We start from the raw sequence: 26658 nt of genomic DNA on the forward strand, positions 1-26658 counted from the left end.
TTACCCCAATTCGGCCAGCCGCGCGAGCGCCTCTTGCAATTTCGCCTCTTCCTCTTCGCGCAGGGCAAGGTTGGCGCGGGTTTCCGCAACCACCTCTTCCGGTGCGGAGGCTGCGAATTTCGGGTTGTTCAACCGACCGCGCAACCCGCCCAACTCCTTCATGAGCTTGTCGAGCGTTTTCTGCAACCGCGCCTTTTCCTCCGCGATATCAATGATATCGGCCAGCGGCAGGCCAAAACTGCCACCAGTGACGGCGAGCGTCACCGTGCCCTTTGGGAAACTGTCGGCCTGCGACAAGGCCTCCACACGCGCCAACCGTTTGATCATCACCTCATTACGGTCCCAGGCCGATTGCCCCGCTGCGTCCAGATCGGTCACCAGCAAGGGCACGTAGAGGCCCGCAGGTACGTGCATCTGCGCCCGGGCAGAACGGATGGCCTCGATCAGCGCAACAACCCAGTTGAGCTCCTGATCCGCCGCCGGGTCCACCAGATCAGCAGCCGTGTAGTCGGGCCAGTCGGCATGCACCAGCATCTTGTCGCGTCGGCCCGTGGCCGCCCAAAGCTCTTCGGTGATGAAGGGCATGATGGGGTGCAGCAGGATCATGCATTGGTCCAGCACCCAGGCCATGGTGGCGCGGGTTTCCGGGGCCAGTGCCGCATTGGCGTCATCCTGCAGCAGCGGTTTGCTGAGCTCCAGATACCAGTCGCAGACCTTGCCCCAGACAAAGCTGTAGGCGGCATTGGCCGCGTCGTTGAACCGGTAATTCTGCAGGCTGGCGTCGATTTCTTCGCGGACCTTCGCTGTCTCGCCAATGATCCATTTGTTCACTGCGGCCGAGGGCGCCGGGCGGGCACCGGTGTTTGCCTGCGCGTAGACGCCGTTCATTTCCGCAAAGCGGCAGGCGTTCCAGAGTTTCGTACCAAAATTGCGATATCCCGCCACCCGCTGCGTGCTGAGCTTCAGGTCGCGCCCCATGGCGGCCATGGCGGTCAACGTGAAACGCACGGCATCGGCGCCGTATTCGTCGATCAGCTCCAGCGGGTCGATCACATTGCCCAGCGACTTGGACATCTTCTTGCCCTTCTCGTCGCGCACCAGCGCGTGCACGTAGACGGTGTCGAAGGGCTTTTGGTCAACCACGGCGTATTGCATCATCATCATCCGCGCGACCCAGAAGAAGATGATGTCGAAGCCGGTGATCAGGATCGAAGTCGGGAAGTATTTCTGCAGCGCGTCGTTCTGCGCATCCTGCTCCGCCTCGCCTGTCCAGCCCAGTGTGCCAATGGGCCAGAGTCCGGAGGAGAACCATGTGTCGAGCACATCGGGGTCTCGGAATATCGCCATTCTTTGAACGGCTTCATTTCGAGCGGAATTCAACGATATCTCTTTTGCCTCATTGAAGTCTTCTGCTTCGACAGCATCCTGACCCCACTGGCCATAGTAGTCGCGCGCTTGAGCAAGTGCTTTTTCGACAGTAGGAGCACAAAACACTGCGTATTCGCCTTGATTGTGTTTTTTCGTTAACCGGCGTGCTTCTTTTTCATCTGCCGTAAAGGTCGTGCAGCTGTGTTTCGGCCCGTACCAAACCGGAATCTGATGCCCCCACCAGAGCTGGCGCGAAATGCACCAGGGTTCGATGTTTTCCAGCCAGTTGAAATAGACCTTCTTGTCCTGCTCGGGGTGGATGGCGACTTCACCATTGCGTACCGCATCAATCGCGGGCTGCACGATCTTCGACGTCTCAACAAACCACTGGTCGGTCAGCATCGGCTCGATGACCACCTTCGAGCGATCCCCGAAGGGCTGCATGATCTTCTTGTTCTCGACAAGCGGTAGGGTCGTCTCATTCTCTTCGCCGTCATCGTCCTTGACCATCGCTGTGGTCATCACCGCGAGACCTTCTTCGGTGATCTGAGCGACGACCCGTTTGCGCGCCTCGAAACGGTCGAGCCCGCGCAGATCGTCCGGCACGAGGTTGACCGCATCGGCTTCGGCCTCGCTGAGGGTCTGCTCCCCCTGCGCCACGGCCATGGCAATTGCGGCAGCTTCCGCGTAGGCCGCGCCGTCCTCGCGGAGCGCACCTTTGGTGTCCATCAGCCGGTAGAGAGGAATGCCGCCGCGCTTGGCAACCGCGTAGTCGTTGAAGTCATGCGCGCCGGTGATCTTCACCGCGCCGGAGCCGAAGTCCGGGTCGGGATACTCATCCGTTATGATCGGGATCAGGCGGCGATGCTCTTTAGGGCCTACGGGAATTTCACATAGTTTTCCAATAATTGGCGCGTAGCGTTCATCTGATGGGTGAACAGCCACCGCACCATCCCCCAGCATGGTTTCAGGCCGCGTGGTGGCGATGGAGATATAGTCGCGGGTCTCGCGCAGGGTCTCGTTGCCGTCTTCGTCCTTCTCCACATATTCATAGGTGGCCCCGCCTGCGAGCGGGTATTTGAAGTGCCACATGTGGCCGTCGACTTCGATGTTTTCGACTTCCAGATCGGAGATGGCGGTCTCAAAGTGCGGGTCCCAGTTCACCAGCCGCTTGCCGCGGTAGATGAGGCCCTTGTTGTACATATCCACGAAGACCTTGATGACCGCGTCGTGGAAATTGGGGCCTTGCCCCGCATCCGGGTCACCGGGCGCGCCGCCCATGGTAAACGCCTCGCGCGACCAGTCGCAGGAGGCTCCAAGGCGTTTGAGCTGCCCGATGATGGTGCCGCGCGATTTGACCTTTTGCTGCCAGACCCGTTCGACAAATTTCTTGCGCCCCATCGTGCGGCGGTTCGGCTCCTGATTGAGCATCATTTCGCGCTCGGTCACCATCTGCGTGGCGATGCCGGCGTGATCGGTGCCGGGCTGCCACAGCGTGTCGAAGCCGCGCATCCGGTGCCAGCGGATCAGGATGTCCTGCAGCGTGTTGTTGAAAGCATGCCCCATGTGCAGCGACCCCGTCACATTGGGGGGCGGGATCATGATGGAAAACGTCTCGTCCCGGGTGGCATTTGCCCCGGCCTTGAAAGCGCCTGATTTTTCCCATGCCGCGTACAGGCGGGCCTCGGCTTGCTGAGCGTCAAAAGTCTTGTCGAGCGCCATGATCGCATCCTCTGTCTGGTCTTGGCGGGGGTCTACCGGAGGATGCGGGCAAGGGGAAGGCGGCGGGTGGGAAAACTTGACCGGCCAAGGTGGCCTGAAGCCCACCTTACCTGCAGGGGGCGACGGGTGTGGTGAACAGGTAGGGTGGGCTTCAGGCCACCCTTGGCAGCGGGGCCGTCGCATCTGCTCCGGGCGGGGCTTCTGGAATATCTTCGAAAAATGCGGACTAAAGCGCTGTTTCTACCGTTATCGCAGGGACGACTGGACAAGCGTGCGGGTGCCGCTAGTGTCCGCCTGAACGCAGCGCGCGAAAAGGAGTTCCCCGATGGAAAAGTTCGGCAAGTCACAATCGATCAAACGGGTGGAAGACGTCCGCTTTCTGACCGGGCACGGGCGCTATGTGGACGATATCGCGCCTGAGGGTGCACTGCGGGCCTTTGTGTTCCGCGCCCCGGTTGCCCATGCCACAATCACCGGGCTGGATGTCTCGGAGGCGCGGGACGCAGAGGGTGTTCAGGCGGTGCTGACGGTCGATGATCTGGAGGCGGCGGGCATGAATATCAACATGTTCGGGGCCACTATCAAGAACCGCGATGGGTCGCAGGGGGCGGCACCCAAGCGTCCCTTGTTGGCCAAGGACAAGCTGCGGTTCGTGGGCGAGCCGGTGGCTTTCATCGTCGCGGACACGCTGGATCAGGCGCGGGACGCCGCGGAGCTCATCATGCTCGACTATGATGATCTGCCTGCCAAGATGGACATCGCGGCGGGCGGTCCGGCGGTGCATGACGATGTGCCGGACAATCGGGGGTTCGATTGGGGGATTGGTGATGAGGCGGCAACCGAGGCGGCATTTGCCAAGGCGGCCCGCACGGTGAGCCTGGAGGTGGGCGACAACCGGATCATCGTGAATTCGCTGGAGCCGCGCGGCTGTTTCGCCGAATGGGATGGCGACCGGCTGCATGTCTCGCTGGGCGGGCAGGGTGTCTGGGGGCAAAAGGACGCGCTGGCCAAGGCATTTGGGTTGGAGCCCGATCTGGTGCGCGTGACCACGCCGGATGTGGGCGGTGGTTTTGGCATGAAGGGGTTTCCCTATCCGGAATACGCGCTGGCGGCCGAGGCCGCGCGGGTCACGGGGCGCCCGGTGCGCTGGATGTCCGAGCGGACAGAAGCCATGCTGAGCGACAATGCAGGGCGCGATCTGACCTCCACGGCGGAGTTTGCCTTTGACGAGACCAACCGGATCACCGCCTACCGGGTTCACTCGCGCTGCAATCTCGGCGCGTATAACAGCCATTTCGGGCAATTCATCCAGAGCCAGCTTTTCAGCCGCGTGCTGATGGGCGTCTATGATGTGCAGAACACGTGGCTGCGGGTCGAAGGCATCTATACGAACACCACATATGTGGATGCCTACCGGGGGGCCGGGCGGCCCGAGGCCATCTATGTGCTGGAGCGCCTGATGGACCGGGCAGCGCGTGAATTGGGGGTGGACTCGATCGAATTGCGGCGGCGGAATTTCATCAAGGCGGACCAGTTTCCCTATGAAACCACAGTGGGCGAAACCTATGACGTGGGCGACTTTGACCGGCTGCTGACCCGCGCCATTTCCGAGGCGGATCTGGAGGGTTTCGCCGCGCGGAAAAAAGCCGATAAGGATCAGGGCCTTATGCGCGGCGTCGGTTTGTGTTACTATATCGAAAGTATTTTGGGCGATCCTTCGGAAGGCGCGAAGGTTGCTTTTAACGAGGATGGTACGGTGACGATCTACGTGGGCACGCAATCCACAGGGCAGGGGCACGAGACGGTTTACGCATATTTTCTGGCGGACCAGACAGGTATTCCTGCAGATCTGATTTCAGTGGTACAGGGCGACAGCGATCTGATCGCGGAAGGCGGCGGCACCGGCGGGTCGCGCTCTGTCACCGTGCAGAACAATGTGACGCTGGCGACCGTTGCCGAGATGACAGAGAAATTTATCGCGTTTCTGGCCGATGAAATGGGCGTGCCCGCGTCCGAGATCACCTTTGATGACGAGCGTTTTCGCGCGGAGGGCTCCAACCTCACCCCCACGATGCTGGAGGTGGCAGAGATGGCGCGCGCGCAGGGGCGCGACGATCTGCTGGTGCATGAAGCACGCGCCACGCTGGAGGCGCGAAGCTTTCCAAACGGCTGCCATGTTTCAGAGGTTGTGGTGGATCCGGACACCGGGGTCGTAACTGTGGATCGCTATACGGTCGTTGACGATTTCGGCAATCTTATCAATCCGATGCTGGCCGAAGGTCAGGTACATGGTGGGGTGGCGCAGGGCATCGGTCAGGCGCTGACAGAGCATGTGGTCTTCGATGAAGACGGCCAATTGCTCACGGCATCGTTCATGGACTACGCCTTGCCGCGGGCCGATGACATGCCCAATATTTCATTTACATCGGAACCGGTGCCCTCCACCGCGAATATCATGGGCATGAAGGGCTGTGGCGAGGCGGGCACCGTGGGCGCGCTGGCGGCCGTGGCAAATGCGGTGCAGGACGCGCTTTGGGAGCGGGGGGTGCGTCAGGCGGATATGCCTTTCACCCCGCATAAGGTTTGGGAGTTGTTGAACGGTGAGGTCCTCGCGGCGGAATAACAGATGGCTCGGCTGGCTGCGCAGCAGGTTCTGGCGCCGGCCTGACAGCGATTTTGGCCCGCGCCGCGGCCCTGTTACCCATATTGTCATTCTCGATGGCACGATGTCCTCGCTGGAGCCGGGCTGCGAGACCAACGCCGGGCGCGCCTATCACCTGTGTCGTGAAGTGGGCAGCCCCCTCTCGATCTATTACGAGCCGGGGCTGCAGTGGGACAGCTGGCGCTCGGCCATGGATGTGATGATGGGGCGTGGCATCAACCGGCAGATCCGTCGCGCCTATGGCTATCTGGCATCACGCTATCGCCCGGGGGACAAAATATTCCTGTTTGGGTATTCGCGGGGCGCCTATGCGGTGCGCAGCCTTGCCGGAATGATCGACCTGATGGGCCTTCTCAAGGCGGAGGATGCAACGGAACGGAACATCCGGGACGTCTATCGTCACTATGAAGGTGACCCCTCCAGCGACTGCGCGCACCAGTTTGCTGCTGCGCATTGCCTCAAGGGGGTCGAGATCGAGATGATCGGCGTCTGGGACACGGTGAAATCGCTGGGCTTCAACGCGCCGATCCTTTGGCGTTTCAGCGAAAAAAGGCATGCTTTTCACAGCCCGCACCTCAGCCACAACGTGAAATCCGGGTTTCAGGCGCTGGCGCTGGACGAGACGCGGGCGGCTTATGCGCCGGTCCTCTGGTCCTCGCCCGAGGGGTTTCAAGGGCGGGTGGAGCAGGTCTGGTTTGCCGGCACCCACGGTGATGTCGGTGGACAACTTGGCGGGTTTGAGGAGGCGAGACCTCTGTCGAACATTCCGCTGGTCTGGATGATGGAGCGGGCGCAGATGAGCGGTCTGCCGCTGCCCGATGGCTGGACCACCCGTTTTGCGCAGGATGCCACGGCCCCCATGTTGGGAACCTTTCGTGGCAATGGCAAATGGTTCATCACCCGGCGCGCGCGCAGACCCTTGCAGGACCCTTCCGAGCAGATCCATGACAGTGTCGCCTTGCGTCAATCCGTGGCCCCCGCGCCACGCGGCTGGATGGGGTTTGGAAAGACGGTCTGAGACCCGCGGCTTGCTGCGACGGAGCGTTGTGAAATTCCCCATTGGCCATTGCACAGCATTTCAATCGGTGTGAAGACGTGCAGCGCTGTAGGTATGCACGAGGGATCTGTTGAAACAACACGCTGTCTGGGGCGTTTTGGCCCTTCTTGGGGCGCTGGTCTTTGCCGGGTTGGGCGTCATGCGTGCGTTTGAGGTCCCCGCCAACGCTGGCATTTCTGAACATGTGTTTACAGTGCAGGGTCAACGCCTCGCCGGGACGCTCGTCTTGCCTCCGAAGGTGGATGCGCCTCCCATTGTCCTGATCGTGCATGGGGACGGGCCGCAGGACAGGTGGTCTGACAGCACTTATCTGCCGCTGGTCAACGCCTTGGTCGCCGGGGGTGTCGGCGTTTTTTCGTGGGACAAACCGGGTACCGGGCAAAGCGATGGTGACTGGTTGGCGCAGTCGATGGCAGACCGGACCAAAGAGGCCGTGACCGCCTTCGAGTATCTGAGAGATCAGCGAGGATTTACCCATAACACCTTGGGATTTTTGGGCTTTTCGCAGGCAGGTTGGGTGGTGCCCAAGGCTGCAAAGGACACCGGTGCCGGATACGCCGTGCTGATCGGGCCTGCCGTGAACTGGCGTCGCCAGGGCGCCTATTACACGTCAAGGCGCCTAGAGAGAGAGGGACACACTGCTGGGGAAATCGAGCAGGCTGTCGCTGACAACCTCGCTGAGAATGATCGAATGTTCCAGGATGGGTTCACGTGCGCAGGCCGCGATGACATAAGCACGTCGCGCTGCGCCTTCGTCCGGCGCAACTATGGGGTCGATGCGACCGAAGACGTGCTGGCAATGACGACACCGACCCTGGTTCTGATGGGCGCGGATGATCTGAACGTGGACCCGTCCGAAACGGCGGAGTTATTTGCGAAAAATCCGCAGCACGATGTGCGGATCGTGCCGCAAGCAACGCACAGTTTACTGCGGGCGCAGCATTTCAATTTCCAGACCCCTGCAGATTGGACCGTTCTGGCGGGGCTGCGCTTTCTGCTCAGCGGAAGCCACGCCTATGCGCCCGGCGTGCTGGATGAGATTTCCCGGTGGGTTGTCACGTGCGCGCAGTAACACGCGGCCCGGAAACAGCGGACCGGCCCTTGGCCACGTCTCTGCCAACAGAATTGCAAACCGGGGCAAATGACCCGAGCCACGAATGGCTCGGGTCGGGACCGGTCAGAACGGGAACCGGTGTGAGAGAGGCGGAGGGTGTTCAACCTCCGGTTCGAGACCCACGTCCTCCCGCAGGTATGCGGGCAGATGCGCGCGCGCATAAGGGTCGCGCCGCAGCCGTCTTGGCGACCGGATTAAAACCGCCACCAACCGCAACAGAACACCGCGCGACCGGCTGAGGGGAATGTAGAGTGATAAGTTTGGCATTTGTGCTCTCCATGAATGATGGAAAGCCGCCGCATGAGGAGGATAAAAAAAGAAAAGGCCGCTTCATGAGGCGGCCTTCGGAATAGAAACCTGTCAGACCGCTTTAGCTGGCAATCACGCCCGCTGTGCAAAGCATATGTGGTTGACGATATTTCATGTCTGACCTTTCTGCTGTCAGGGTTTCCGTTCGGCACGGGTAGCAGGGCCGAGAGATTCGTTCAACTCCCGGGTGCAGAATTGGTACAATTTTGCCGGTGATGGATCAGGTCATCTTCATGATGATGCAGGTCGTGGACCCGGTGGCGTAGAGTTTGCCGTCCTCGACCCCGCGAATTTCACCATGCGCGACACCGGTGGACCGACCGGCGTGATCAATCTCGCCGATACAATCGATGGTCGTGCCAAGGGGGATGTTGCGGGTGATGTTGATCTTGAATTCCAGCGTTGTGTAGACCGAGCCGCGCGGCACTTTTGTCATCACGGCGCAGGCCATGGCGGAATCGAGCAGGGTCCCGTACCAGCCGCCATGCACCGTCCCCATCGGGTTGGTCACGTTGAACTCCGGCGTGCCCCGAAAGACGGCCCGCCCGTTGGACACGGCATGCAGGGTGTAGCCCATAGTCTCGCCGATGGGCGGGCCGGGGTGGCGACCGGCCAAGATGCCCTGCATGAATTCAAGCCCGGACATGGACAGGACATCGGCCTGGGTGAGCAGATCGGCGGGGGATTTAGCAATTGCCATAGCGAGCTCCGGCACGGTGGAATTCATGTCTGGAGCTAAGCGGTTATCGGATTTGGGAACAAGGATTACGCAACGTCGCGCACGCCCGAGGTGGCCAGCGTGACGCCAAGTGCGTGGCAGATCTCGCGCGTCATATCAGGGCGGTTCAGCGTGTAGAAATGCAGATCCTCGACGCCCTCGTCGACCAGGTCGGAGCAGAGTTCTGTGCAGATGGCCGTGGCCAGCAGATCGTGCCGGTCGTCACGGATTGCCGCCTCGAAGGCTTGATCCAGCCAGGCCGGAACGGTCGCACCGCAGCGCAGGGCGAACTTGCGCGCGCTGGTCCAGTTGATGATGGGCAGGATGCCCGGCGTAATCGGCGCCGTGATTCCCGCCTTGGCACAGTCATCGCGGAACCGTAGGAAGGTGTCAGCCTCAAAAAAGAATTGGGTGATCGCTTCATCCGCGCCCGCGTCGATTTTTGCTTTCAGCCAGTCGACATTGGCCTGCTGACTGGCGGCCTCGGGGTGTTTTTCAGGGTAGGCGCCCACGCGCAGGGTGAATTGGCCGGACTGCGCCAGTGCCTCGATCAATTCGACCGCATTGGCAAAGCCGTCAGGATGGGCTGTGAAGCTGTCCTGACCTTCTGGCGCATCGCCACGCAGGGCGACGATGTCGGTGATGCCCGCCTTGGCAAAGCGTTGGGCCACGGCGAGGGTTTCGGCCTTTGACGCGCCGACGCAGGTCAGATGCGCGGCAACCGGCAGGCCGGATGACTTGTGCAGCGTGTAGGCCGCGTCATGGGTCAGGTCGCGCGTGCTGCCGCCCGCACCATAGGTGACTGAGAAAAATCGCGGCTCCAGTGGGGCCAGTGCCTGCGCGGTTTCCCATAGTTTGAACGAGGCATCGATGGAGCGGGGCGGGAAGACTTCAAATGAAACGGATGGGGTGGGCATCGGGCGGCGTCCTTATGAGTTGGCACCTTGTGCCATACCTCACTTCGTGAGACAAACTCATAACTCTCATCTTTAACATGAGGCACGCATGCATATCGAGTTTCGCCACCTGCGCACGATCCAGGCCATTCACGAGGCGGGGGGGCTGGCCCGTGCAGCCGATCAGTTGCATATCACGCAGTCCGCTTTGAGCCATCAGATCAAGGGGTTGGAGGATCAGGCCGGGGTCGAGCTTTTTGTGCGCCGGTCCAAGCCGCTGAAGCTGTCGCCGGCGGGTATTCGTTTGTTGAAACTGGCGCAACAGGTCCTGCCGCAGGTGCAGGCGCTTCAAGAGGAATTCACCGGGCTTCGGGCGGGCAGCACGGGCCGGATGCATATTGCCATCGAATGCCACGCCTGTTTCGAATGGCTTTTCCCGGTGCTGGAGAAGTTCCGCAAAAGCTGGGGGGATGTCGATGTGGATATCCGCCCCGGGCTGGCCTTTGACGCGCTGCCTGCGCTGTTGAAGGAAGAGGTTGATCTGGTGGTCTCTTCCGACCCCGAGGAGTTGCCGGGTGTGAAGTTTGTCGAACTCTTTGATTACGCGCCGGTTTTTGTGGCCGCAAGCACGCATCCCCTGGCGCGGAAACCCTATGTCGAGGCGGCGGATTTCCGGGGGGAGACGTTGATCACCTATCCGGTGGAGCGCACTCGGCTTGATGTCTTCAGCCAACTTCTGATCCCCGCCAAGGTGGAGCCCGCCGCGATCCGGCAGGTGGAGCTGACGGCGGTGATCCTGTTGCTGGTTGCGTCCAACCGGGGGGTGTCGGTGCTGCCGGATTGGGTGGTGCGGGAGGTCAAATATTCCTCCGACTACATCACGCGTCCCCTGACCGAAAAGGGGATCACCCGCAGGCTTTACGCCGCGGTGCGCGAAGACGATCTGGGCAAGCCCTTCATGCAGCAACTGCTGGAATTGGCGGGGGAAGAAGCGCGCAAACTGCAGGCTGTTTGAGCGCTACTTGATGATCCAGGGTTGGGTGGTGTCTGCCTGCCATCCCGCCTCGTGCAGCAGCGGCGTGTCGGAGATACGCGCGGCGTGGCCCAGGCAGAGGTAGCCCGTCAGGGACCAGCTGGGTGGTGCGTCAAGGATCGCGGCAACGGCGACCGGATCAAGGATAGAGACCCAGCCCACGCCAATGTTCTCCGCCCGTGCGGCCAGCCAGAGCGTGTGGATCGCCATGACTGTTGAGTAGGAGAGCGCCTCGGGCATGGTTTGCCGCCCCAGCCCGCGTCCCTCTTCGACGGCGAGATCGGTGAAGACGGCAAGGTGTATGGGGGCCTCGCGCAGCCCGGCAAGCTTCAAGGCCCGGTAGTCGCGTTGTGCGTCGGGCGCATAGGCCTTGGCGGCCGCATCGTTGCAGGTTTCGAAGCTGTCGATGATTCGCGCGCGCCTGTCCTGGCTGTCCACCTGCATCACACGCCAGGGCCGGGAATTGCCGACCGACGGGGCGTGGTCCATGCTGCGCTGCAGCCGGGTCAGCACATCCGCCGCCACCGGGTCTTGCAGGAAATGCCGGACATCGCGCCGCCAGGTCAGGATGTCATCGAGGGCGGATCGATGTGCGTCGGATAGTTCCATGGCTGTCGTGCCTGCTAACGCGCCAGTCGCGCGGCGCGCCCGCCTTTGCGTTTTTTCAACTGCCCGCCGCGCAGGGGCAGTTCCGCCATCACGGCGCGGCGCGCCTCGGGCGTCATGCGCGACCAAGCGCTGATCTCGTCGATGGAGCGCAGGCAGCCGGTGCAGAGCCGTGCCTCGGGGTGGATCACGCAGACCTTGATGCAGGGGCTTTCCGCCTCATCGCGGCGCCAGATGTCGTCTGTCATGTGCTACCCTTCATTGGCCGTGCGGATGGCCCGCAACCGGTCCAGCGCTCCCTGCAAGATAAACCCCGCGGCCACGTGATCAATAACCTCTGCGCGACGTTTTCGCGATGTATCCGCCTCCAGCAAGGCGCGTTCGGCGGCAACGGTGGACAAACGCTCATCCCAGAAGGTGACCGGCAGGTCGAAGCCGTCAGTGCGGTCAAGATTGCGCGCAAAGGCCCGCGTGGACTGGCAGCGCGGCCCTTCAGAGCCATCCATATTGCGCGGCAGGCCCAGCACCAGCCCACCGATCCGGCGCGCGGCGAGGATTTCCGTCAACCGGGCGACATCCTGCGTGAATTTGCGCCGCTTGATGGTTTCCAGCGGCGTGGCGATGGACAGGAAGGTGTCGGAGACCGCAACGCCAATGGTGACCGTGCCCAGATCAAGACCGGCAATGCTGTGCATCGGGGGCAGGGCGGCGGCGAAATCGCCGATCTCTTCGTGTATCATTCGACGACACGGGCGCGCTGGCCCGCGCGCAGCAGCAGGTCCAATGCGCGGGTGTCTTCGGCAAAGACCTCGACGGCATTGTCATAGACCGCGCGCGCCTGTCCGGTCTGGCCCAGCACACCAAGCGCGCTGATCAGCTGTGCCCAATCCTGCACCGGGCCGCCTTCGGTTGCCAGCCGTTCGGACAAGCCCGAAACCATGCCCTGGATCATCTCCAGCCGTTCTGCCGGGGAAAGATCGCCCGCTGCCTCGATATCGGCCGCAGAGGGGCCGCGCCCGGTGCCGATCTCGGGCAGCTGATAGTTGACGCCTGCACGGAACGCCATGTCTTCGATCTGTGCGAGGATGGGCTGTATCCACGGTGCGTCCTCCGGCCCTTCGCGCAGCAGGGCATCCCACATGCGGAAGGCGGTGTCCGGTCGTCCGGTCTGGGCCATCATCAGGCCAATGTAGTAGCGCGCAGTGCCGTTGGCCTGATCGACGCTGAGCGCGGTGCGCAGCGCGGTTTCCGCCTCCGGCGACACATAACCGCCCGCCGCGAGCACCAGCATATCGGCGTAGTCGACGTAATCGGCGACCTCTGCGTCGGGACCTTTCAGGCGCAGCACCTCGCCCTGGGCCTCAGCAGCAGCGCGGAAATTCCCCAGATTTGCCTCGTTTTGGGCCAGCAGAATATGCCCCTGCAGGTCATCAGGCCGCCGGGCCACCGTGTCGCGCAGCTGTTCGACCAATGCGACGTAATCCGGGCTCGCCTCCGGTGGGGCCCCGCGCTCAGTCAGGCTGGCCTCTGCTTCGGCCTGACTGGGGCGTTCGGCCAGCGCTTCCTCGGCAAAGGCGATGCGGTCGGCCAGTGTCAGATCGCCGTATCCCGGTGCCCCGAGTTGCAGGTAAAGTCCGACACTGCCCGCGATCAGCACAAGGGTAATCGCGCCCGCGACGATCCCCGGCGCGCCTTTGCTCGCGTCTGCGGTGACGTCGTCCTTTTGCAGGGCGGCATCGGCGGCAAGAATACGGCGCGACACCTCGGCACGCACACGCTCCGCGTCCTCCTTGCTGACCACGCCGCGCGCGAGGTCCTTTTCAACCTCGCGCAGCTGGTCGCGATAGACCCGCAAATCGTAGGCCGCCGCCGGCACCGCCGCGCCTGTGCGCGGCGCCCGCAGACCCAACGCCAGCAAAATCGCGACGCCCAGGGCGAGCCCGCCCGCCAAGATCCAGAATAACGCCATTCAGTCATGCTCCTTGCGCCCCTGACTTAGCGATCAATGCGCGCGGGCAAAAGGGACAAATCATCACGCCTGCGCGCGCAATTGCCTCAATTGCGGCTTGTGTCGCAAACTTGTTAGAAAGCGCCGCGCCTAGTATCCTCTTTTCCGGTCAGTAACGCAGAACAATAGCAATCTGAATGCCGATCCGAATCCGGCCTATTCGTCTTGGGGTGATCTTGCCATGAAACGTTATTCCGTCTTTGCCGTGGCGCGCGAGGCTGCGCGGTATCACTCCGGGTGGGAGCGGGCGTGGCGTGCGGCGGAGCCCAAGAAGAAATACGACGTGATCATCATCGGGGCCGGGGGGCATGGTCTGGCCACGGCGTACTATCTGGGCAAGCGCTTCGGGATCAAGAACGTGGCCATCCTTGAAAAGGGTTGGCTGGGTGGTGGCAATACCGGGCGCAACACCACGATTATCCGCTCCAACTACCTGCAGGATCCCTCGGCGGCGCTCTATGAGAAATCCCGGTCGCTCTATGAGACGATGAGCCAGGATCTGAACTACAACATAATGTTCTCCCCGCGCGGGGTGATCATGCTGGCGCAGACCCATCATGAGGTGCGTGGCTATCAGCGCACCGCCCATGCCAATGCGTTGCAGGGGGTGCAGACCGAGTTCATCGGCCCGCGCCGGGTGAAGGAGCTGGTGCCGATCATCAACATCGACGGGCCGCGCTATCCGGTGCTGGGCGGGCTCTGGCAGGCACGCGGCGGCACCGCGCGGCACGACGCGGTGGCCTGGGGCTATGCGCGGGCCTGTTCCGACATGGGCATGGATGTGATCCAGCAATGCGAAGTGACGGCTGTGCGCCGCGAGGGTGGCCGCGTCGTGGGCGTCGACACGACGAAGGGCGCGATTGACTGCGACAAGCTCGGCATCGTGGTGGCGGGCAATTCGGGACATGTGGCGGGGCTCGCAGGTTTCCGGCTGCCGATTGAATCCGTGGCGCTTCAGGCGCTGGTGAGCGAGCCGATCAAGCCCTGCATGGATGTGGTGGTCATGGCCAACACGGTGCACGGCTACATGAGCCAGTCCGACAAGGGCGAGATGGTCATCGGTGGCGGCACCGACGGCTACAACAACTACACGCAGCGCGGATCCTTCCACCACATCGAGGAAACCGTGCGTGCCCTGGTCGAGACATTCCCGATGGTCAGCCGCCTGAAGATGCTGCGCCAATGGGGCGGGATCGTGGACATCACAGGCGACCGCTCCCCCATCCTGTCGAAAACCCCGGTGGAGAATGTGTTCATCAACTGCGGCTGGGGCACCGGCGGGTTCAAGGCCACCCCGGGCTCGGGCTGGGCCATGGCGGAGCTGATGGCAAAAGGACACGGGCCGCTGACCGACGCCTTCGGGCTGGAGCGCTTCCGCGAAGGCCGGTTCATTGATGAAAGCGTCGCCGCCGGGGTGGCGCACTGATGTCAGTTGCCGCCCCTACCATCTCCTGGCCCACTGCCGATCACATCACAGGTTCTGCCGTGATCAGGTTTGCGCGCGGTTTCGCGCTGAACGGTCAGAACGACCAGCAAAAGCAGTTCGCCAAGGGCCACAAGATGGCTCAGATCACATCCAAGGCGTCAATCGGTGTGCGTTTTCTCGCCCTCACCGGCGGCAGAACCAAAGGCGATCAGGTTGCTGACGTTCACCTCACGTCCGCCGCGCGCGGCCTTTCGTGCCGCAATGCCACGCCTTTCGCGCACCAGCATGACCAACGCCAGCACGACCAAGACGCCAAACACCAGAACCGCTGTCATCTCATGGCTCATGATCGGATCCTCCTCACCCGGGCTACACAGAGTATAGCGCAGCCCGCCACACTTGGCGACAGTCGTAAACTGCACGTTTCAAGGAACTTTTTCCTTGGGCCGCGTGTTGTCTGTTCAATCGCAACGCGAAAAGGAGAGACAACATGTCCGATCAATCAAATTCCAGTGGCGGCAACACCGGCATCGCCTTCATCGTTGGCGCACTCGTGGTTGTCGTTGCCATTTTGGCATACTTCATGCTGGCTGGCGGCGACGCTGTCTCGGTCGAAGGCCCGGATACAGTCCTTGAAGACGCAGCAGAGGCTGTTTCGGACAACTAAACCCGAAAAAACAATGTGCAATAAAGCCGTCCGGGCGTCCCGTCGCCCGGGCGGTTTTTATCGTTTTACCCCTAAATCGGCACTTTTCGGCTCCCCGATGCGCACATATCTGGCTTGTGCTCGCCGAAATCAGACCACGTCGCCTGCTGTGGTTGCGACAGGGCCGTCAGCCTTCACACTGGCCTCCCGTAACAAGGAGACAAAACAATGGCTGACTATACGACCCACAACGATGGCGTCAGTGGCAAAGGCATTTTCATCGCGCTGGTGGTTATCGGCGCTTTCGTCTTCCTGCTGGCCGTTCTTGGCACAAGCACCGTGCCCACAGATCCCGATGGCGCTGCAGATCCTGCCGCCATCGAAACCGCACCGGCGGCACCCGCTGACACAGCACCCGCTGTCGTCGAATAACACCCTCTCATTTTCGCGGACCGCCAGAGGCGGGCGTCTTAGGACGCCCGCCTTTTTCGCGTGCCGCCTCCCGATGGTCGGAGCCTACCCATGCTGATCCTGTCCTGTCCCGTTTGCGGCGTTACCGCCGAGGAAACCGAATTTCAGGGAGGCGGTGAAGCGCACCTGAAACGCTTTGGTCCGGGCGCATCAGAGGATGATTTCGAAAGCTACCTGTTCATGCGGGAAAACCCGCGCGAAGTGCATTTCGAACGCTGGCGGCACGCCTATGGCTGTGGCAAGTGGTTCCACGCCGCGCGCTGCACCACCACGCTCGAAGTGTTCGGAACCTACGCCGCCCAGACCACGGAACCGCCAAAGGACTTGCGCGACAAGATCTCCGAAAAACGCCCCAACTGGACGTGGAGAGAGTTCAAATGACCTTTCATTGTTCCAAAAATATGCAATTCCCTTCCTCGCCTTCTAAGCCGGACACAGAGTTATGAGCACGCGCCTTGCGACGGGCGGCCGCCTGCTGAACAAGCAAAAGGCCCTGACATTCACCTTCAACGGCAAGCAACTGCGCGGCTTTGACGGCGACACATTGGCCTCCGCGCTGCTGGCCAATGATCAGATGCTGGTCGGACGGTCGTTCAAATACCACCGCCCACGCGGGCTCGTGGCCTCCGGTGCCGAAGAACCCAACGGCTTGGTCAATATGGGCGCCGAAGGCACATTTGAGCCCAACCAGCGCGTCACCACCACCGAGCTTTTCGACGGGCTGACCGCGCAGAGCCAGAACCACTGGCCCAGCCTGGACTTCGATGTCGGCGCGATCAACACGCATCTGAGCCGCTTTCTGCCCGCCGGGTTCTACTACAAGATGTTCATGCACCCGCGGCCCTTGTGGAAACATGTCTATGAGCCGTTCATTCGCCAGTCCGCGGGCCTGGGCTGTGCCCCCAAGGCGCGGGATGCAGATACCTACGAGCATTTTCACTTTTTCTGCGATGTGATGGTCATCGGCGGCGGCGTGGCGGGGCTGCAGGCCGCCAAGACCGCCGCCGCGACAGGCGCCAAGGTACTGCTGGTCGAACAGTCGGCCCATTGGGGCGGGCGCGGCCCCGTCGATGGCGGCACAGTGGATGGCGTGCCTGTGGAAAACTACGTGGATCAAATCATCTCCGAGCTGGAGACAATGCCCAACGTCACGCTGCGCAAGCGGCTGATGGGCGCTGGCGTCTATGATCACGGCTACGTCCTGGGCTACGAGCAACTGCGTGATCATGCGCCGGAAAATCCCGGTCCCCGTCACCGCTTGTGGCGCATCCGGGCGGGTCATATCGTGACCGCCACCGGCGCAATCGAACGCCCGCTGCCCTTCGCAGGAAACGACATTCCCGGCGTCATGCTGGCCTCTGCCATGCGCGACTATCTGGTCAATTACGGTGTCTCCACCGGGGATCGCACGGTGGTCGTGACCAACAACGATGATGCTTACCTTACGGCATTTGACCTTAAAAACGCAGGCCTCAGCGTGCCCGTGATCCTCGATGCGCGGGTGCTGGCACGGGACAGCCCGGCGATGGAACAGGCAAAGGCCCTGGGCATCCGGGTGATGATGGGACATGCCGTCGCATCGGTGAAAGGCACCAAGCGCGTCACCGGCGTTTGTGTCTGCAGCCAGGCGGGCGAAGGGGCTGTGCTCGAAGAGATCGCCTGCGACGCCGTGGCCATGTCCGGCGGCTGGTCTCCCGTGGTGCACCTGTGGTCGCATTGCGGCGGCAAACTGATCTGGGACGAGACGCAGGCGCATTTCCGCCCCGATGTGGACAAAGCGCCGATGGGCGCACAGGGCGAGGCATTTGTGACCGCCGCCGGGGCCGCGAACGGCGCTCTGCGATTGGCCGATGCACTGGGCGATGGCGACCAGGCGGGCAAGCTTGCCGCCGCAGCCACAGGCTTCAAGGTCCGGCAGACCAGCTGTCCTGTCGGCGACAGCCCGGAAGAAGCGCCGATGATGCCGGTCTGGCTGATGCCGCAGGGCGCAGGTGTAAAACTGCGCAGCAAGGCATGGTTGGATTATCAGAACGATGTGAAGGTCTCGGACGTGCAACTGGCCGCGCAGGAAGGGTTTGAGAGCGTCGAACATGCCAAGCGCTATACCACCCTCGGCATGGCGACGGATCAGGGGAAGCTCAGCAACATCAACGGCCTGGCCACGCTGGCCGGTGCGCTGAACAGCACGATCCCGCAGGTGGGCACCACCACCTTCCGCCCGCCCTATACGCCGATTTCCATGGGGTCGATTGCCGGTGAAGCACGCGGCGAGGTCTTCCAGCCCATTCGCCGCACACCGATGCACAACTGGCATGATGCCCATGGGGCGGAATGGGAGCCGGTCGGCCACTGGCGTCGGCCCTATGCCTATGTCCGCGACGGTGAGAACACCCATGATGCGGTGATGCGCGAGACCCGCAATGCACGGGAAAACCTCGGGCTGCTGGATGCCTCAACCCTGGGCAAGCTGGTGGTGAAGGGCCCGGATGCAGGCAAGTTTCTCGACATGCTCTACACAAATATGATGAGCACGCTGAAACCGGGCAAATGCCGCTATGGGCTGATGTGTTCGGAGAACGGCTTCCTGATCGACGACGGCGTGGTGGCGCGGATCGACGAGGACACCTTCCTCTGCCACACCACCACCGGCGGGGCCGAGCGTATTCACCAGCATATGGAAGAATGGCTGCAGACCGAATGGTGGGACTGGCAGGTCTATGTGGCCAATGTGACCGAGCAATATGCGCAGGTGGCTGTCGTCGGCCCGAACGCGCGTAAGGCCTTGGAAAAGCTCGGCGGCATGGATGTCTCCAAGGACGCGCTCGGATTCATGGAATGGGCCGATGGCCACCTCGGCGGCTTCAAGGTTCGCGTCTACCGCATCTCCTTCTCGGGCGAATTGAGCTATGAAATCGCGGTCGATGCGGGGCAGGGGCAGGCCTTCTGGGATGCGCTGATGGTCGTGGGCCACGATCTGGGCGTCATGCCATACGGAACCGAGGCGCTGCACATCCTGCGGGCGGAAAAGGGGTTCATCATGATCGGGGACGAGACCGACGGCACGGTGATCCCGCAGGATCTGGGGCTGCATTGGGCGATTTCTAAGAAAAAGGACGATTTCCTCGGCAAACGCGCGCAGGAGCGGAGCCATATGACCGACCCCGAGCGCTGGAAACTGGTGGGTCTGGAAACGCTCTCGGGCGCGGTGCTGCCCGACGGCGCCTATGCGGTGGGCGAAGGCGAAAATGCCAATGGTCAGAAGACCATGATCGGGCGCGTGACCTCCAGCTACCACTCGCCCAATCTCGGCAAGGGGATCGCCATGGGCCTGGTGCTGCACGGCCCCGACCGCATGGGTGAGGTGCTGGAATTCCCCGGCACCGAGGGTGCGACCTACAAGGCGCGCATCGTGGACCCGGTTTTCTATGACAAGGACGGGGAGAAAGCCAATGTCTGAGCCGGTCACTGCTTTGGGCGGCGCATCTGCCGACAACGGGATCGCGACACTTGCGGAAGCTTCCCTTCAGGGGATGATCAGCCTGCGCGGCGATCTGACTGCCAGCGCGGTCAAAAAAGCCGTCACCTCGGCCTCCGGTGCCGCCATGCCGGAACAGGGCAGGGTCACGGCCGAGGGGGATCGCGCCCTGTGCTGGATGAGCCCGGATGAACTCCTGCTCCTTTGCCCCTACGATGCCGTGGGCGAAACCCTGGATAGGATGCATAAGGCGCTGGCGAAATCGCATGCGCTTGCCGTCAACGTCTCCGATGCCCGGGCGATGTTCCGGGTCAGCGGGGCGCGCGCGCGCGAGGTGATGGCCAAGCTGAGCCCCGTGGATCTGGCCCCCGACCAGTTCACCCCCGGCATGTTCCGCCGCACACGGCTGGCACAGGTCCCCGCCGCCTTCTGGATGCCGGAGGAGGAGGCGTTTCACATCATTTGTTTCCGGTCCCAAGCACAATATGTCTTTGATGTGCTGACTGTTGCGGCACAGCCCGGGTCATCGGTGGGTGTTTACCAAGAGTAACGGTTGACGCCGCTTGGCGTCACTGCCAGCATTGCGCGGAAACCAATCCGGTGCGCGGGTGGTTCCGATGGCGATGGGCGTGAAATCCGTGTGATTTCGCCTCACACTCGATGCGATGCGTGCGCCCACAATTTCTGGATATTGTATGCTACGGCGTTTATCATTTCTGCTCTTTTTGTTTCTGCCGGTACCGGCCCTCGCGGCGCAGGGCGTGCTCTACGACTGCGACATGACCAATCTGAAACGCGGCAAGGGCTGGATTTCCGAAAAGATCGCGATTGTGGTGCGGGACAACGGAACCGCGACGGTCAGTGATGCCTTTGTCCTTGCCGTCTACGCAGCCCCCGTTGCGGCAAACAGCGTGCGTCAAACCGCCAACCGGCTGACGGTCAAATGGACCATCAAAGACTATACCAACGACAGCAATCAGCGCACGCCCTACTTCGACTTCGAAGCCACGATCCGGAAGAGTGGAAAGATCTCGGTCTACGCACGCCCGGATCTCTATCACAACCAGTTTTCAGGCACAGGGACCTGCACCAAGCGCACAAGCTGATTGCCTGCTCCTGACCCTGCGGGTGGGGTTTTCGCCGCCAAAATCTGCAACCGGAACACTTTTTGCGCCCGTTAACACTTGAACTCCGGAGCGGCTGCGCTTCATGTGCAGTACACCCAACTGAAATGACAAAGGGGGCCCGCAATGGCTTTTTCACTTCCTGATCTTCCTTATGCCCACGACGCTCTGGCTGGCAAAGGCATGTCCGCGGAGACATTGGAGTATCACCACGATCTGCACCACAACGCCTATGTGACCAATGGCAACAAGGCGATCGAGGGCACCGAGTGGGAAGGCAAATCGCTCGAAGAGATCATCAAGGGCACCTATAACGCCTCTGCCGTCGCGCAGAACGGCATTTTCAACAACATCAGCCAGCTGTGGAACCACAACCAGTTCTGGGAGATGATGGGCCCGGGCGACAGCGCGATGCCGGGTGAGCTGGAAAAGGCGATCACCGACAGCTTTGGCTCGGTCGACAAGTTCAAGGATGACTTCAAGGCCGCGGGCGCGGGCCAGTTTGGCTCCGGCTGGGCGTGGCTGGTGAAAGACACTGACGGCAGCCTGAAGGTCACCAAGACCGAGAACGGCGTGAACCCGGTCTGTTTTGGTCAGACGGCCCTGCTGGGCTGCGATGTGTGGGAGCATTCCTACTACATCGATTTCCGCAACAAGCGGCCCGACTACCTGTCGAACTTCCTCGACAATCTGGTGAACTGGGAGAATGTCGCCTCCCGGATGTGACCGCCGTACCGGGCTGACCTGCGCGGAGCGCCGACGGGAACACCGTCGCGCCGCCCCTGCCGCTTAAACCCGCTGCCGAATTCAGAGGCCCTGCCATCCGGCGGGGCCTTTTTGCTTGTTGATCCGTGAAATTGAGATCACAACCGGAGGCGAAAGGGCAGGGTCGCATGAACGAGCAAACCAAAGGCGTGCTGGCGATGATCGGGGCCTGCGGTATCTGGGGGCTTTCTCCCATGTACTACAAGCTCCTGTCGCATATCCCGGCGGTTGAGGTTCTGTCGCACCGGATGCTCTGGTCACTGGTTCTCTTTGCCGCAGTGCTGGCTTTGCAGAGACGGTTGCGCGAGATTGCCCGCTCGATGAACACGGGGCGCAGCTTTACACTGGTGGTCATTGCCTCGCTGATGATCGCGGCGAACTGGTCGCTCTTCATCTGGTCGGTTCAGAACGGCAATACCACGCAGACGTCGCTGGGATACTACATATACCCGCTGGTGGCCGTCGTGATCGGGCGTCTGGTGTTTGGCGAGAGGCTGAGCAGCCTGCAATGGGGCGCGGTCGCCCTGGCGACCCTGGCGGTCTCGATCCTGACGGTTGGTCTTGGCACCATACCGTGGATTGCGCTGACGCTGGCCATCACCTTCGGCTTTTACGGGCTGATCAAAAAGCAGCAGAACACCGGGCCTGTGGTCTCCGTCACCGGGGAAATCCTGTTGCTCAGCCCGGTTGCGCTGATCGTTTTGTTGCAAACCTATCACAATGGCGGCGCGGTTTTTGGGGGCGATCCGCAAACGATGGCGCTGCTGATTTTTGCAGGGCCGATCACGGCGCTGCCCCTGATCCTGTTTTCCTATGCGGCGCGCAGGCTGACAATGACCTCTGTCGGCCTGCTGCAGTACATCAACCCGACGCTGCAATTCGCCTGCGCGGTTTTCGTTTTCTCAGAGCCTTTCGGCCCGTGGCACATCGCGGCATTTGTGTTGATCTGGAGCGCGCTGGCGCTCTATTCCGCCACGGCCTACGGTCAGGACAAGGCGCGGCGCAAGGCGTCCCGCGCCGCCGCCGCATCCGGCACGGTTTCATAGTAGCCGTGCAAGCTCTCATCAGCGAATCCCTGACCGGTGACATGCTGTAGCAGCGCCAGCAGAGGGTCCCAGTAGCCGTTTGTATTCACAAGGAAAACCGGTTTTTTATGCAGGCCCAACTGGCGCCATGTCAGGACTTCGAACAGCTCATCCAACGACCCCGCGCCACCGGGCAGGACCACGACCGCGTCGCAGTTCATGAACATCACTTTCTTGCGCTCGTGCATCGTCTCGGTCACCACGTAGGAGGTCAGGTCGGTCTTGCCGACCTCCCAGGCGACAAGGTGCTGCGGGATCACGCCGAATGTCTCTCCGCCCGCCTGCTGGGCCGCCCGCGCGACCGCCCCCATCAGCCCCACATCGCCTGCGCCATAGACCAATCGCCATCCTTCCGCCGCAAGGACGTTGCCAAGGGCGGTTGCGTCAGCCAGGTAAGCGGGATCGGCGCCCGGGCGTGAACCGCAGTAGACGCAGACAGATTTCAGGCGCATGAGAGTATCCCTTACCGTTGAAATTAATGGCAAATGTGATCGCCGGGGTTTTGACCGGTGATAGAGCAGTTGATATGTAGGCTCAACGTCTGTCCCACTGCTCGGGACGGCGAGCATTCGGGAAGAAGAGAATATTATGCGCGAAGAGGGGGCTGACACCAAAGCAGGTGGCACAGGGATGATGGCGGCTGGCATCGTGATCGTCGCGGTGATTGCAGCCGGTGCCTACCTCGGCTTTGGCCCGGATACAGCGCCCGACGAAGAAGACCTGGCGACCATCGTGGCTGAGGATGCGTCGGTGCCTGAGCCGGACGGGTCCGAGCCCGCCGCCGTGGCGGTGGCAACCCCCGACGGGACGGTGGAGGAGACCCCTGCGGCTGAACCGCCGGTGGCCCCCAGCATTGATGAGGTGCGTCTGGAAGGCGATGGTCTGACCGTGATCGCAGGGCGCGCGGAGCCCGGCGCGCAGGTGTCTGTGCTGGTGGATGGCAGGCAGGTGGCAACGGTGACCGCAGATGCGGGCGGCGCGTTTGCCGCCGTCGCCTTGGTTGACCCAAGCGATGAGGCCCGTGTGCTCACCCTGCAGGCAGAGAGCGAGGGCACCTCCGTGGCGTCGGCAGAAGAGGTGATCCTAGCGCCGGTTCCCACGCAGACGGCGCAGGCGGATCCATCGCCCGACCCTGAAGCGGAAACCAGTTCATCAACGCAGCAAGACGTGGTTACGGCGGATGCTGCGCCGGTAGAAACAGACCGGTCCACCAATACAGCAACAGAAGCTGCCACGACAAACGCGCTTCCGGCGCCTGGTGCTGCAGAGAGAGACGCCGTGGTGACAGCAGACGTGGCCACAGAGGCCCCCAGACCCGCAGCGACCACCGCCCTTGCAGAGAGTGCTGATCCGGCAGAGGCACCGCGCAGCGAGGAGACTGCGGTGCTGTCACCGGATACCTCTCAGACCTCCCCGGTTGCAGAACCTCAAACAGCCGAGGGTGCCTCTTCGGACGGAGCCCGCGCGCCCCCCCAGCCGGATGTTGAAACTGCGGCGGTGGATACGCCTGCTCAACCGTCGCCAGCGCCGATTGCCAAGGCCGAAACCGATGAGGCAGCGCCCGCACCCCCCTCGCAATCCATTACAGTGCTCAAATCCACCGAGGAGGGGGTCGAGTTGCTGCAATCCCAGCCCCAGGTGCTGTCCTCCATCGCCATCGACACCATTGGATATTCGGATGCAGGTGATGTGCAGCTCTCGGGGCGCGCAGCTGCGGGCACATCCGAGGTGCGTGTCTATCTCAACAACCGGTTTGTTGGTGGCTTGCCGGTTGACGAGAAAGGGGTCTGGCGGGGTGATGTTCCGGATGTCGACGCGGGCATCTACCAGCTGCGTGTGGATGAGGTGAATGAGGCGGGTGACGTGACAAGCCGCCTTGAGACGCCGTTCAAGCGAGAGGCACCGGCCGTTCTGGCGGAGGCATCGGCGGGGCAGGAGGGGCCGGTCCGCGCGGTGACCGTCCAGACGGGTGATACGCTCTGGGCCATCGCCCGTGACAGGTATGGCGAAGGGCTGCTCTACGTGCGGGTCTTTGAGGCCAACCGCCGGGACATTCGCGACCCTGATCTGATCTATCCCGGGCAAGTATTCGATCTGCCAGTCCCGTAACCGGTCCGGTCGGCACCGGATCATGCCACCTGCGCAAATGTGGCCTGCGGGTCGATGAATTCCTCTCTTTGACTGGCAAAGGCCGGGTGAGTGCCTTACCTAAGCCTTTGAACGCAAGCGGGACACTTCATGCCAGCCGATACAACAACGAGCCCGGACGCGGATACCGCGACGGATGCACAAAAGACCGAAATCGAAGAACGGCAATCGGGCTTGCGCACCATTCGCAAGGTCGCACCCTACCTCTGGCCGGAGGATCCCGCCTGGGTAAGGCACCGGGTGCTGGGCGCGATGGCGCTTTTGCTGTTTTCCAAGCTGATTTCCGTGACCACACCGTTTTTCTACAAGGGCGCTGTGGACGCGCTGGCCGAGGAAGGTGTGCCCATGCTGGCCCTTGGCGCGGTTGGTCTGACGGTGGCTTACGGCGTGGCACGGCTGATGACTGTCGGTTTCCAGCAGTTGCGCGATGCGGTCTTTGCACGGGTGGGCCAACGCGCCTTGCGGATGCTGGCGCTGGAGACCTTCAATCACATCCACAAGCTCTCCATGCGGTATCACATCACCCGCAAGACCGGCGGGCTCAGCCGGATCATCGAGCGCGGTGTGAAGGGGGTCGATTTCCTGCTGCGCTTTCTGCTCTTTTCCATCGGTCCGCTGATGCTGGAACTGGTGCTGGTGGGGATCATCCTCGCCGTGGTGTTTGACTTTTGGTACCTGCTGGTCGTTGCGGGTACGATTGCGCTTTATGTCTGGTTCACCTTCGCCGTGACTGAATGGCGGGTGAAGCTGCGCCGGGAGATGAACGATCAGGACACCGATGCCAACCAAAAGGCCATCGACAGTCTGCTGAACTTCGAAACCGTCAAGTATTTCGGCGCCGAGGCCCGAGAGGCGCAGCGCTATGACAGCGCCATGGAGAAATACGAAAAGGCGGCGATCAAGACGAACTATAGTCTGGCCTTCCTGAACTTCGGCCAGTCTTTCTTGATCACGGGCGGGTTGATCGGGGTGATGGTGATGGCCGCGATCGGGGTGCAGAACGGCTCCCTTACGGTGGGTGATTTCGTGATGGTAAATGCCTATATGGTCCAGATCACCATCCCTCTGAATTTCCTCGGCACGGTCTACCGCGAGATCCGGCAGGCGCTGGTGGATATGGGCGAGATGTTCGATTTGCTTGAACAGCCTGCGGAGGTGACGGACGCGCCCGATGCCAAGCCGCTGGAAGTGACGGGCGGGCGTGTGGAGCTTGACGCCGTGCGGTTTGGATACGATGCCGAGCGGGCAATCCTGAAGGGGGTCAGCGTCACTGCGGAGCCTGGTGAGATGGTCGCCATTGTCGGGTCCACAGGTTCGGGGAAATCAACCATCGGCCGGCTGCTGTTCCGCTTTTACGATGTGGGTGGCGGTGCTCTGCGTATCGACGGTCAGGATGTGCGCCAGGTCACGCAGGAAAGCCTGCACGCGGCCATCGGCGTTGTGCCGCAGGATACGGTGCTGTTCAACGATACCATCCGCTACAACATCGGGTACGGACGCGATGGGGCAACGCAGGCGGACATAGAAGAGGCGGCGAGAGCGGCACAGATCCACGACTTCATCGAGCGCCTGCCGGACGGTTATGAAACGACCGTTGGGGAAAGGGGGCTGAAACTCTCGGGCGGGGAGAAGCAGCGGGTGGGGATCGCGCGGACGTTGCTGAAGGATCCCCCGATCCTGTTGCTGGACGAGGCGACATCGGCGCTTGATTCCGAGACGGAACAGGACATCAAGGAAGCGCTGATGCAGGCGGGGCGGGGGCGCACTGTGCTGACCATCGCGCACCGGCTGTCGACCATTGCCGAAGCGGATAAAATCATCGTTCTGGAACAGGGTGAGGTCGTCGAACAGGGGCGACATGAGGACCTGCTTGAAAAGGGCGGTCGCTACGCACAACTCTGGGCGCGTCAGCAATCTGACGAGGCGGCCTGACCCTTCCGCCAAAGGTGGCCTGAAGCCCACCCTACCTGTTGGCCACACCCGATGCTGCCTGCAGGTAGGGTGGGCTTTCAGGCCACCCTTGCA

General features: G+C 62.0%; 25 protein-coding genes. 15 read left to right on the top strand and 10 right to left on the bottom strand.

Annotated features, from left to right (window positions below; all coding sequences use genetic code 11):
- Complete coding sequence (locus tag ISX84_RS02545) at positions 1–3090, bottom strand: valine--tRNA ligase (protein WP_195818745.1); 3090 nt, start codon at positions 3088–3090, stop codon at positions 1–3.
- A gap of 325 nt (positions 3091–3415) precedes the next feature.
- On the opposite strand from ISX84_RS02545, the gene ISX84_RS02550 reads away from it, so the two are divergent.
- The 3 genes from ISX84_RS02550 to ISX84_RS02560 all read left to right on the top strand — a co-directional run bounded on the left by ISX84_RS02550 (position 3416) and on the right by ISX84_RS02560 (position 7881).
- On the top strand, positions 3416–5713 hold the full coding sequence (locus ISX84_RS02550) for a xanthine dehydrogenase family protein molybdopterin-binding subunit (protein WP_195818746.1): 2298 nt from the start codon (positions 3416–3418) through the stop codon (positions 5711–5713).
- Positions 5691–6770, top strand: a complete 1080-nt coding sequence (locus tag ISX84_RS02555) for a DUF2235 domain-containing protein (protein ID WP_442800609.1) — start codon at positions 5691–5693, stop codon at positions 6768–6770. Before ISX84_RS02550 ends, ISX84_RS02555 begins: the two co-directional genes overlap by 23 nt.
- A 109-nt stretch (positions 6771–6879) precedes the next feature.
- The gene (locus ISX84_RS02560) at positions 6880–7881 is read left to right on the top strand and encodes an alpha/beta hydrolase family protein (RefSeq protein WP_195818747.1); all 1002 of its coding nucleotides are present in this window, start codon (positions 6880–6882) and stop codon (positions 7879–7881) included.
- A 105-nt stretch (positions 7882–7986) separates the two neighbouring features.
- Here ISX84_RS02560 and ISX84_RS02565 read toward each other — a convergent pair whose 3' ends face one another.
- The 3 genes from ISX84_RS02565 to metF all read right to left on the bottom strand — a co-directional run bounded on the left by ISX84_RS02565 (position 7987) and on the right by metF (position 9867).
- Positions 7987–8190, bottom strand: a complete 204-nt coding sequence (locus ISX84_RS02565; RefSeq protein WP_195818748.1) for a hypothetical protein — start codon at positions 8188–8190, stop codon at positions 7987–7989.
- Positions 8191–8452: 262 nt separating this feature from the next.
- Entirely contained in the window at positions 8453–8932 is a 480-nt protein-coding gene (locus tag ISX84_RS02570) for a PaaI family thioesterase (RefSeq protein WP_195818749.1), read from the bottom strand.
- Positions 8933–8997: 65 nt separating this feature from the next.
- Positions 8998–9867 carry a methylenetetrahydrofolate reductase [NAD(P)H] gene (metF, locus tag ISX84_RS02575; RefSeq protein WP_195818750.1) on the bottom strand — a complete coding sequence of 290 codons (870 nt, stop codon included), beginning with the start codon at positions 9865–9867 and terminating at the stop codon, positions 8998–9000.
- An 88-nt stretch (positions 9868–9955) separates the two neighbouring features.
- Here metF and ISX84_RS02580 point away from each other — a divergent pair, with 88 nt between their 5' ends.
- Positions 9956–10861 (top strand): LysR family transcriptional regulator, encoded by a 906-nt coding sequence (locus ISX84_RS02580; protein ID WP_195818751.1) that lies wholly within the window; start codon positions 9956–9958, stop codon positions 10859–10861.
- 3 nt (positions 10862–10864) lie between these two features.
- On the opposite strand, the gene bluB is transcribed toward ISX84_RS02580, so the two are convergent.
- Genes bluB through ccmI form a run of 4 tightly spaced genes read right to left on the bottom strand, consistent with a single transcriptional unit; the run spans position 10865 to position 13454 of the window.
- Positions 10865–11488, bottom strand: coding sequence for a 5,6-dimethylbenzimidazole synthase (gene bluB, locus ISX84_RS02585; protein WP_195818752.1), 624 nt, complete (start codon positions 11486–11488; stop codon positions 10865–10867).
- Positions 11489–11502: 14 nt separating this feature from the next.
- A complete protein-coding gene (locus tag ISX84_RS02590) occupies positions 11503–11733 on the bottom strand; it encodes a DUF1289 domain-containing protein (RefSeq protein WP_195818753.1) in 231 nt (76 codons plus the stop codon).
- Positions 11734–11736: 3 nt separating this feature from the next.
- Complete coding sequence (gene ruvX, locus ISX84_RS02595; RefSeq protein WP_195818754.1) at positions 11737–12225, bottom strand: Holliday junction resolvase RuvX; 489 nt, start codon at positions 12223–12225, stop codon at positions 11737–11739.
- The gene (gene ccmI, locus ISX84_RS02600) at positions 12222–13454 is read right to left on the bottom strand and encodes a c-type cytochrome biogenesis protein CcmI (RefSeq protein WP_195818755.1); all 1233 of its coding nucleotides are present in this window, start codon (positions 13452–13454) and stop codon (positions 12222–12224) included. Before ccmI ends, ruvX begins: the two co-directional genes overlap by 4 nt.
- A gap of 220 nt (positions 13455–13674) precedes the next feature.
- On the opposite strand from ccmI, the gene ISX84_RS02605 reads away from it, so the two are divergent.
- Positions 13675–14919 carry a sarcosine oxidase subunit beta family protein gene (locus ISX84_RS02605; protein ID WP_195818756.1) on the top strand — a complete coding sequence of 415 codons (1245 nt, stop codon included), beginning with the start codon at positions 13675–13677 and terminating at the stop codon, positions 14917–14919.
- A gap of 158 nt (positions 14920–15077) precedes the next feature.
- Here the strand turns inward: ISX84_RS02605 and ISX84_RS02610 are convergent, their stop codons facing one another.
- Complete coding sequence (locus ISX84_RS02610; protein ID WP_195818757.1) at positions 15078–15266, bottom strand: hypothetical protein; 189 nt, start codon at positions 15264–15266, stop codon at positions 15078–15080.
- 143 nt (positions 15267–15409) lie between these two features.
- Here ISX84_RS02610 and ISX84_RS02615 point away from each other — a divergent pair, with 143 nt between their 5' ends.
- The 8 genes from ISX84_RS02615 to rarD all read left to right on the top strand — a co-directional run bounded on the left by ISX84_RS02615 (position 15410) and on the right by rarD (position 22446).
- Positions 15410–15586 (top strand): hypothetical protein, encoded by a 177-nt coding sequence (locus tag ISX84_RS02615; protein ID WP_195818758.1) that lies wholly within the window; start codon positions 15410–15412, stop codon positions 15584–15586.
- A gap of 207 nt (positions 15587–15793) precedes the next feature.
- Positions 15794–15997, top strand: a complete 204-nt coding sequence (locus ISX84_RS02620) for a hypothetical protein (protein WP_195818759.1) — start codon at positions 15794–15796, stop codon at positions 15995–15997.
- A 90-nt stretch (positions 15998–16087) separates the two neighbouring features.
- Complete coding sequence (locus tag ISX84_RS02625) at positions 16088–16417, top strand: sarcosine oxidase subunit delta (RefSeq protein ID WP_195818760.1); 330 nt, start codon at positions 16088–16090, stop codon at positions 16415–16417.
- A 61-nt stretch (positions 16418–16478) separates the two neighbouring features.
- Positions 16479–19493, top strand: coding sequence for a sarcosine oxidase subunit alpha family protein (locus ISX84_RS02630; RefSeq protein ID WP_195818761.1), 3015 nt, complete (start codon positions 16479–16481; stop codon positions 19491–19493).
- Complete coding sequence (locus ISX84_RS02635) at positions 19486–20061, top strand: sarcosine oxidase subunit gamma (protein ID WP_195818762.1); 576 nt, start codon at positions 19486–19488, stop codon at positions 20059–20061. Before ISX84_RS02630 ends, ISX84_RS02635 begins: the two co-directional genes overlap by 8 nt.
- A gap of 145 nt (positions 20062–20206) precedes the next feature.
- Complete coding sequence (locus tag ISX84_RS02640) at positions 20207–20617, top strand: hypothetical protein (RefSeq protein ID WP_195818763.1); 411 nt, start codon at positions 20207–20209, stop codon at positions 20615–20617.
- Between the two features lie 144 nt (positions 20618–20761).
- Positions 20762–21361, top strand: a complete 600-nt coding sequence (locus tag ISX84_RS02645) for a superoxide dismutase (protein ID WP_195818764.1) — start codon at positions 20762–20764, stop codon at positions 21359–21361.
- Between the two features lie 167 nt (positions 21362–21528).
- A complete protein-coding gene (gene rarD, locus ISX84_RS02650; RefSeq protein WP_195818765.1) occupies positions 21529–22446 on the top strand; it encodes an EamA family transporter RarD in 918 nt (305 codons plus the stop codon).
- On the opposite strand, the gene ISX84_RS02655 is transcribed toward rarD, so the two are convergent.
- Positions 22386–22937 carry a TIGR00730 family Rossman fold protein gene (locus ISX84_RS02655; RefSeq protein WP_195818766.1) on the bottom strand — a complete coding sequence of 184 codons (552 nt, stop codon included), beginning with the start codon at positions 22935–22937 and terminating at the stop codon, positions 22386–22388. The two genes, rarD and ISX84_RS02655, sit on opposite strands and share 61 nt — an antisense overlap.
- Positions 22938–23073: 136 nt before the next feature.
- Between ISX84_RS02655 and ISX84_RS02660 the strand changes: the two genes are divergently transcribed.
- On the top strand, positions 23074–24594 hold the full coding sequence (locus tag ISX84_RS02660) for a LysM peptidoglycan-binding domain-containing protein (protein ID WP_195818767.1): 1521 nt from the start codon (positions 23074–23076) through the stop codon (positions 24592–24594).
- A 129-nt stretch (positions 24595–24723) separates the two neighbouring features.
- Positions 24724–26565 carry an ABCB family ABC transporter ATP-binding protein/permease gene (locus ISX84_RS02665; RefSeq protein WP_195818768.1) on the top strand — a complete coding sequence of 614 codons (1842 nt, stop codon included), beginning with the start codon at positions 24724–24726 and terminating at the stop codon, positions 26563–26565.
- Positions 26566–26658: the final 93 nt, after the last annotated feature.

This window comes from Roseobacter sp. MH60115 (genome assembly GCF_015644665.1).
In the GTDB taxonomy this organism is placed as follows: domain Bacteria; phylum Pseudomonadota; class Alphaproteobacteria; order Rhodobacterales; family Rhodobacteraceae; genus Roseobacter.

Coding starts and splice junctions, on each gene's coding strand:
- ISX84_RS02635 (WP_195818762.1), top strand. CDS start 19,486: ATGTCTGAGCCGGTCACTGCTTTGGGCGGCGCATCTGCCGACAACGGG.
- ISX84_RS02655 (WP_195818766.1), bottom strand. CDS start 22,937: ATGCGCCTGAAATCTGTCTGCGTCTACTGCGGTTCACGCCCGGGCGCC.
- ISX84_RS02605 (WP_195818756.1), top strand. CDS start 13,675: ATGAAACGTTATTCCGTCTTTGCCGTGGCGCGCGAGGCTGCGCGGTAT.
- ISX84_RS02625 (WP_195818760.1), top strand. CDS start 16,088: ATGCTGATCCTGTCCTGTCCCGTTTGCGGCGTTACCGCCGAGGAAACC.
- ruvX (WP_195818754.1), bottom strand. CDS start 12,225: ATGATACACGAAGAGATCGGCGATTTCGCCGCCGCCCTGCCCCCGATG.
- ISX84_RS02620 (WP_195818759.1), top strand. CDS start 15,794: ATGGCTGACTATACGACCCACAACGATGGCGTCAGTGGCAAAGGCATT.
- ISX84_RS02570 (WP_195818749.1), bottom strand. CDS start 8,932: ATGGCAATTGCTAAATCCCCCGCCGATCTGCTCACCCAGGCCGATGTC.
- ISX84_RS02660 (WP_195818767.1), top strand. CDS start 23,074: ATGCGCGAAGAGGGGGCTGACACCAAAGCAGGTGGCACAGGGATGATG.
- ISX84_RS02640 (WP_195818763.1), top strand. CDS start 20,207: ATGCTACGGCGTTTATCATTTCTGCTCTTTTTGTTTCTGCCGGTACCG.
- ISX84_RS02590 (WP_195818753.1), bottom strand. CDS start 11,733: ATGACAGACGACATCTGGCGCCGCGATGAGGCGGAAAGCCCCTGCATC.
- metF (WP_195818750.1), bottom strand. CDS start 9,867: ATGCCCACCCCATCCGTTTCATTTGAAGTCTTCCCGCCCCGCTCCATC.
- ccmI (WP_195818755.1), bottom strand. CDS start 13,454: ATGGCGTTATTCTGGATCTTGGCGGGCGGGCTCGCCCTGGGCGTCGCG.
- ISX84_RS02630 (WP_195818761.1), top strand. CDS start 16,479: ATGAGCACGCGCCTTGCGACGGGCGGCCGCCTGCTGAACAAGCAAAAG.
- ISX84_RS02610 (WP_195818757.1), bottom strand. CDS start 15,266: ATGAGCCATGAGATGACAGCGGTTCTGGTGTTTGGCGTCTTGGTCGTG.
- ISX84_RS02565 (WP_195818748.1), bottom strand. CDS start 8,190: ATGCCAAACTTATCACTCTACATTCCCCTCAGCCGGTCGCGCGGTGTT.
- bluB (WP_195818752.1), bottom strand. CDS start 11,488: ATGGAACTATCCGACGCACATCGATCCGCCCTCGATGACATCCTGACC.
- ISX84_RS02550 (WP_195818746.1), top strand. CDS start 3,416: ATGGAAAAGTTCGGCAAGTCACAATCGATCAAACGGGTGGAAGACGTC.
- ISX84_RS02545 (WP_195818745.1), bottom strand. CDS start 3,090: ATGGCGCTCGACAAGACTTTTGACGCTCAGCAAGCCGAGGCCCGCCTG.
- ISX84_RS02665 (WP_195818768.1), top strand. CDS start 24,724: ATGCCAGCCGATACAACAACGAGCCCGGACGCGGATACCGCGACGGAT.
- ISX84_RS02580 (WP_195818751.1), top strand. CDS start 9,956: ATGCATATCGAGTTTCGCCACCTGCGCACGATCCAGGCCATTCACGAG.
- ISX84_RS02645 (WP_195818764.1), top strand. CDS start 20,762: ATGGCTTTTTCACTTCCTGATCTTCCTTATGCCCACGACGCTCTGGCT.
- rarD (WP_195818765.1), top strand. CDS start 21,529: ATGAACGAGCAAACCAAAGGCGTGCTGGCGATGATCGGGGCCTGCGGT.
- ISX84_RS02615 (WP_195818758.1), top strand. CDS start 15,410: ATGTCCGATCAATCAAATTCCAGTGGCGGCAACACCGGCATCGCCTTC.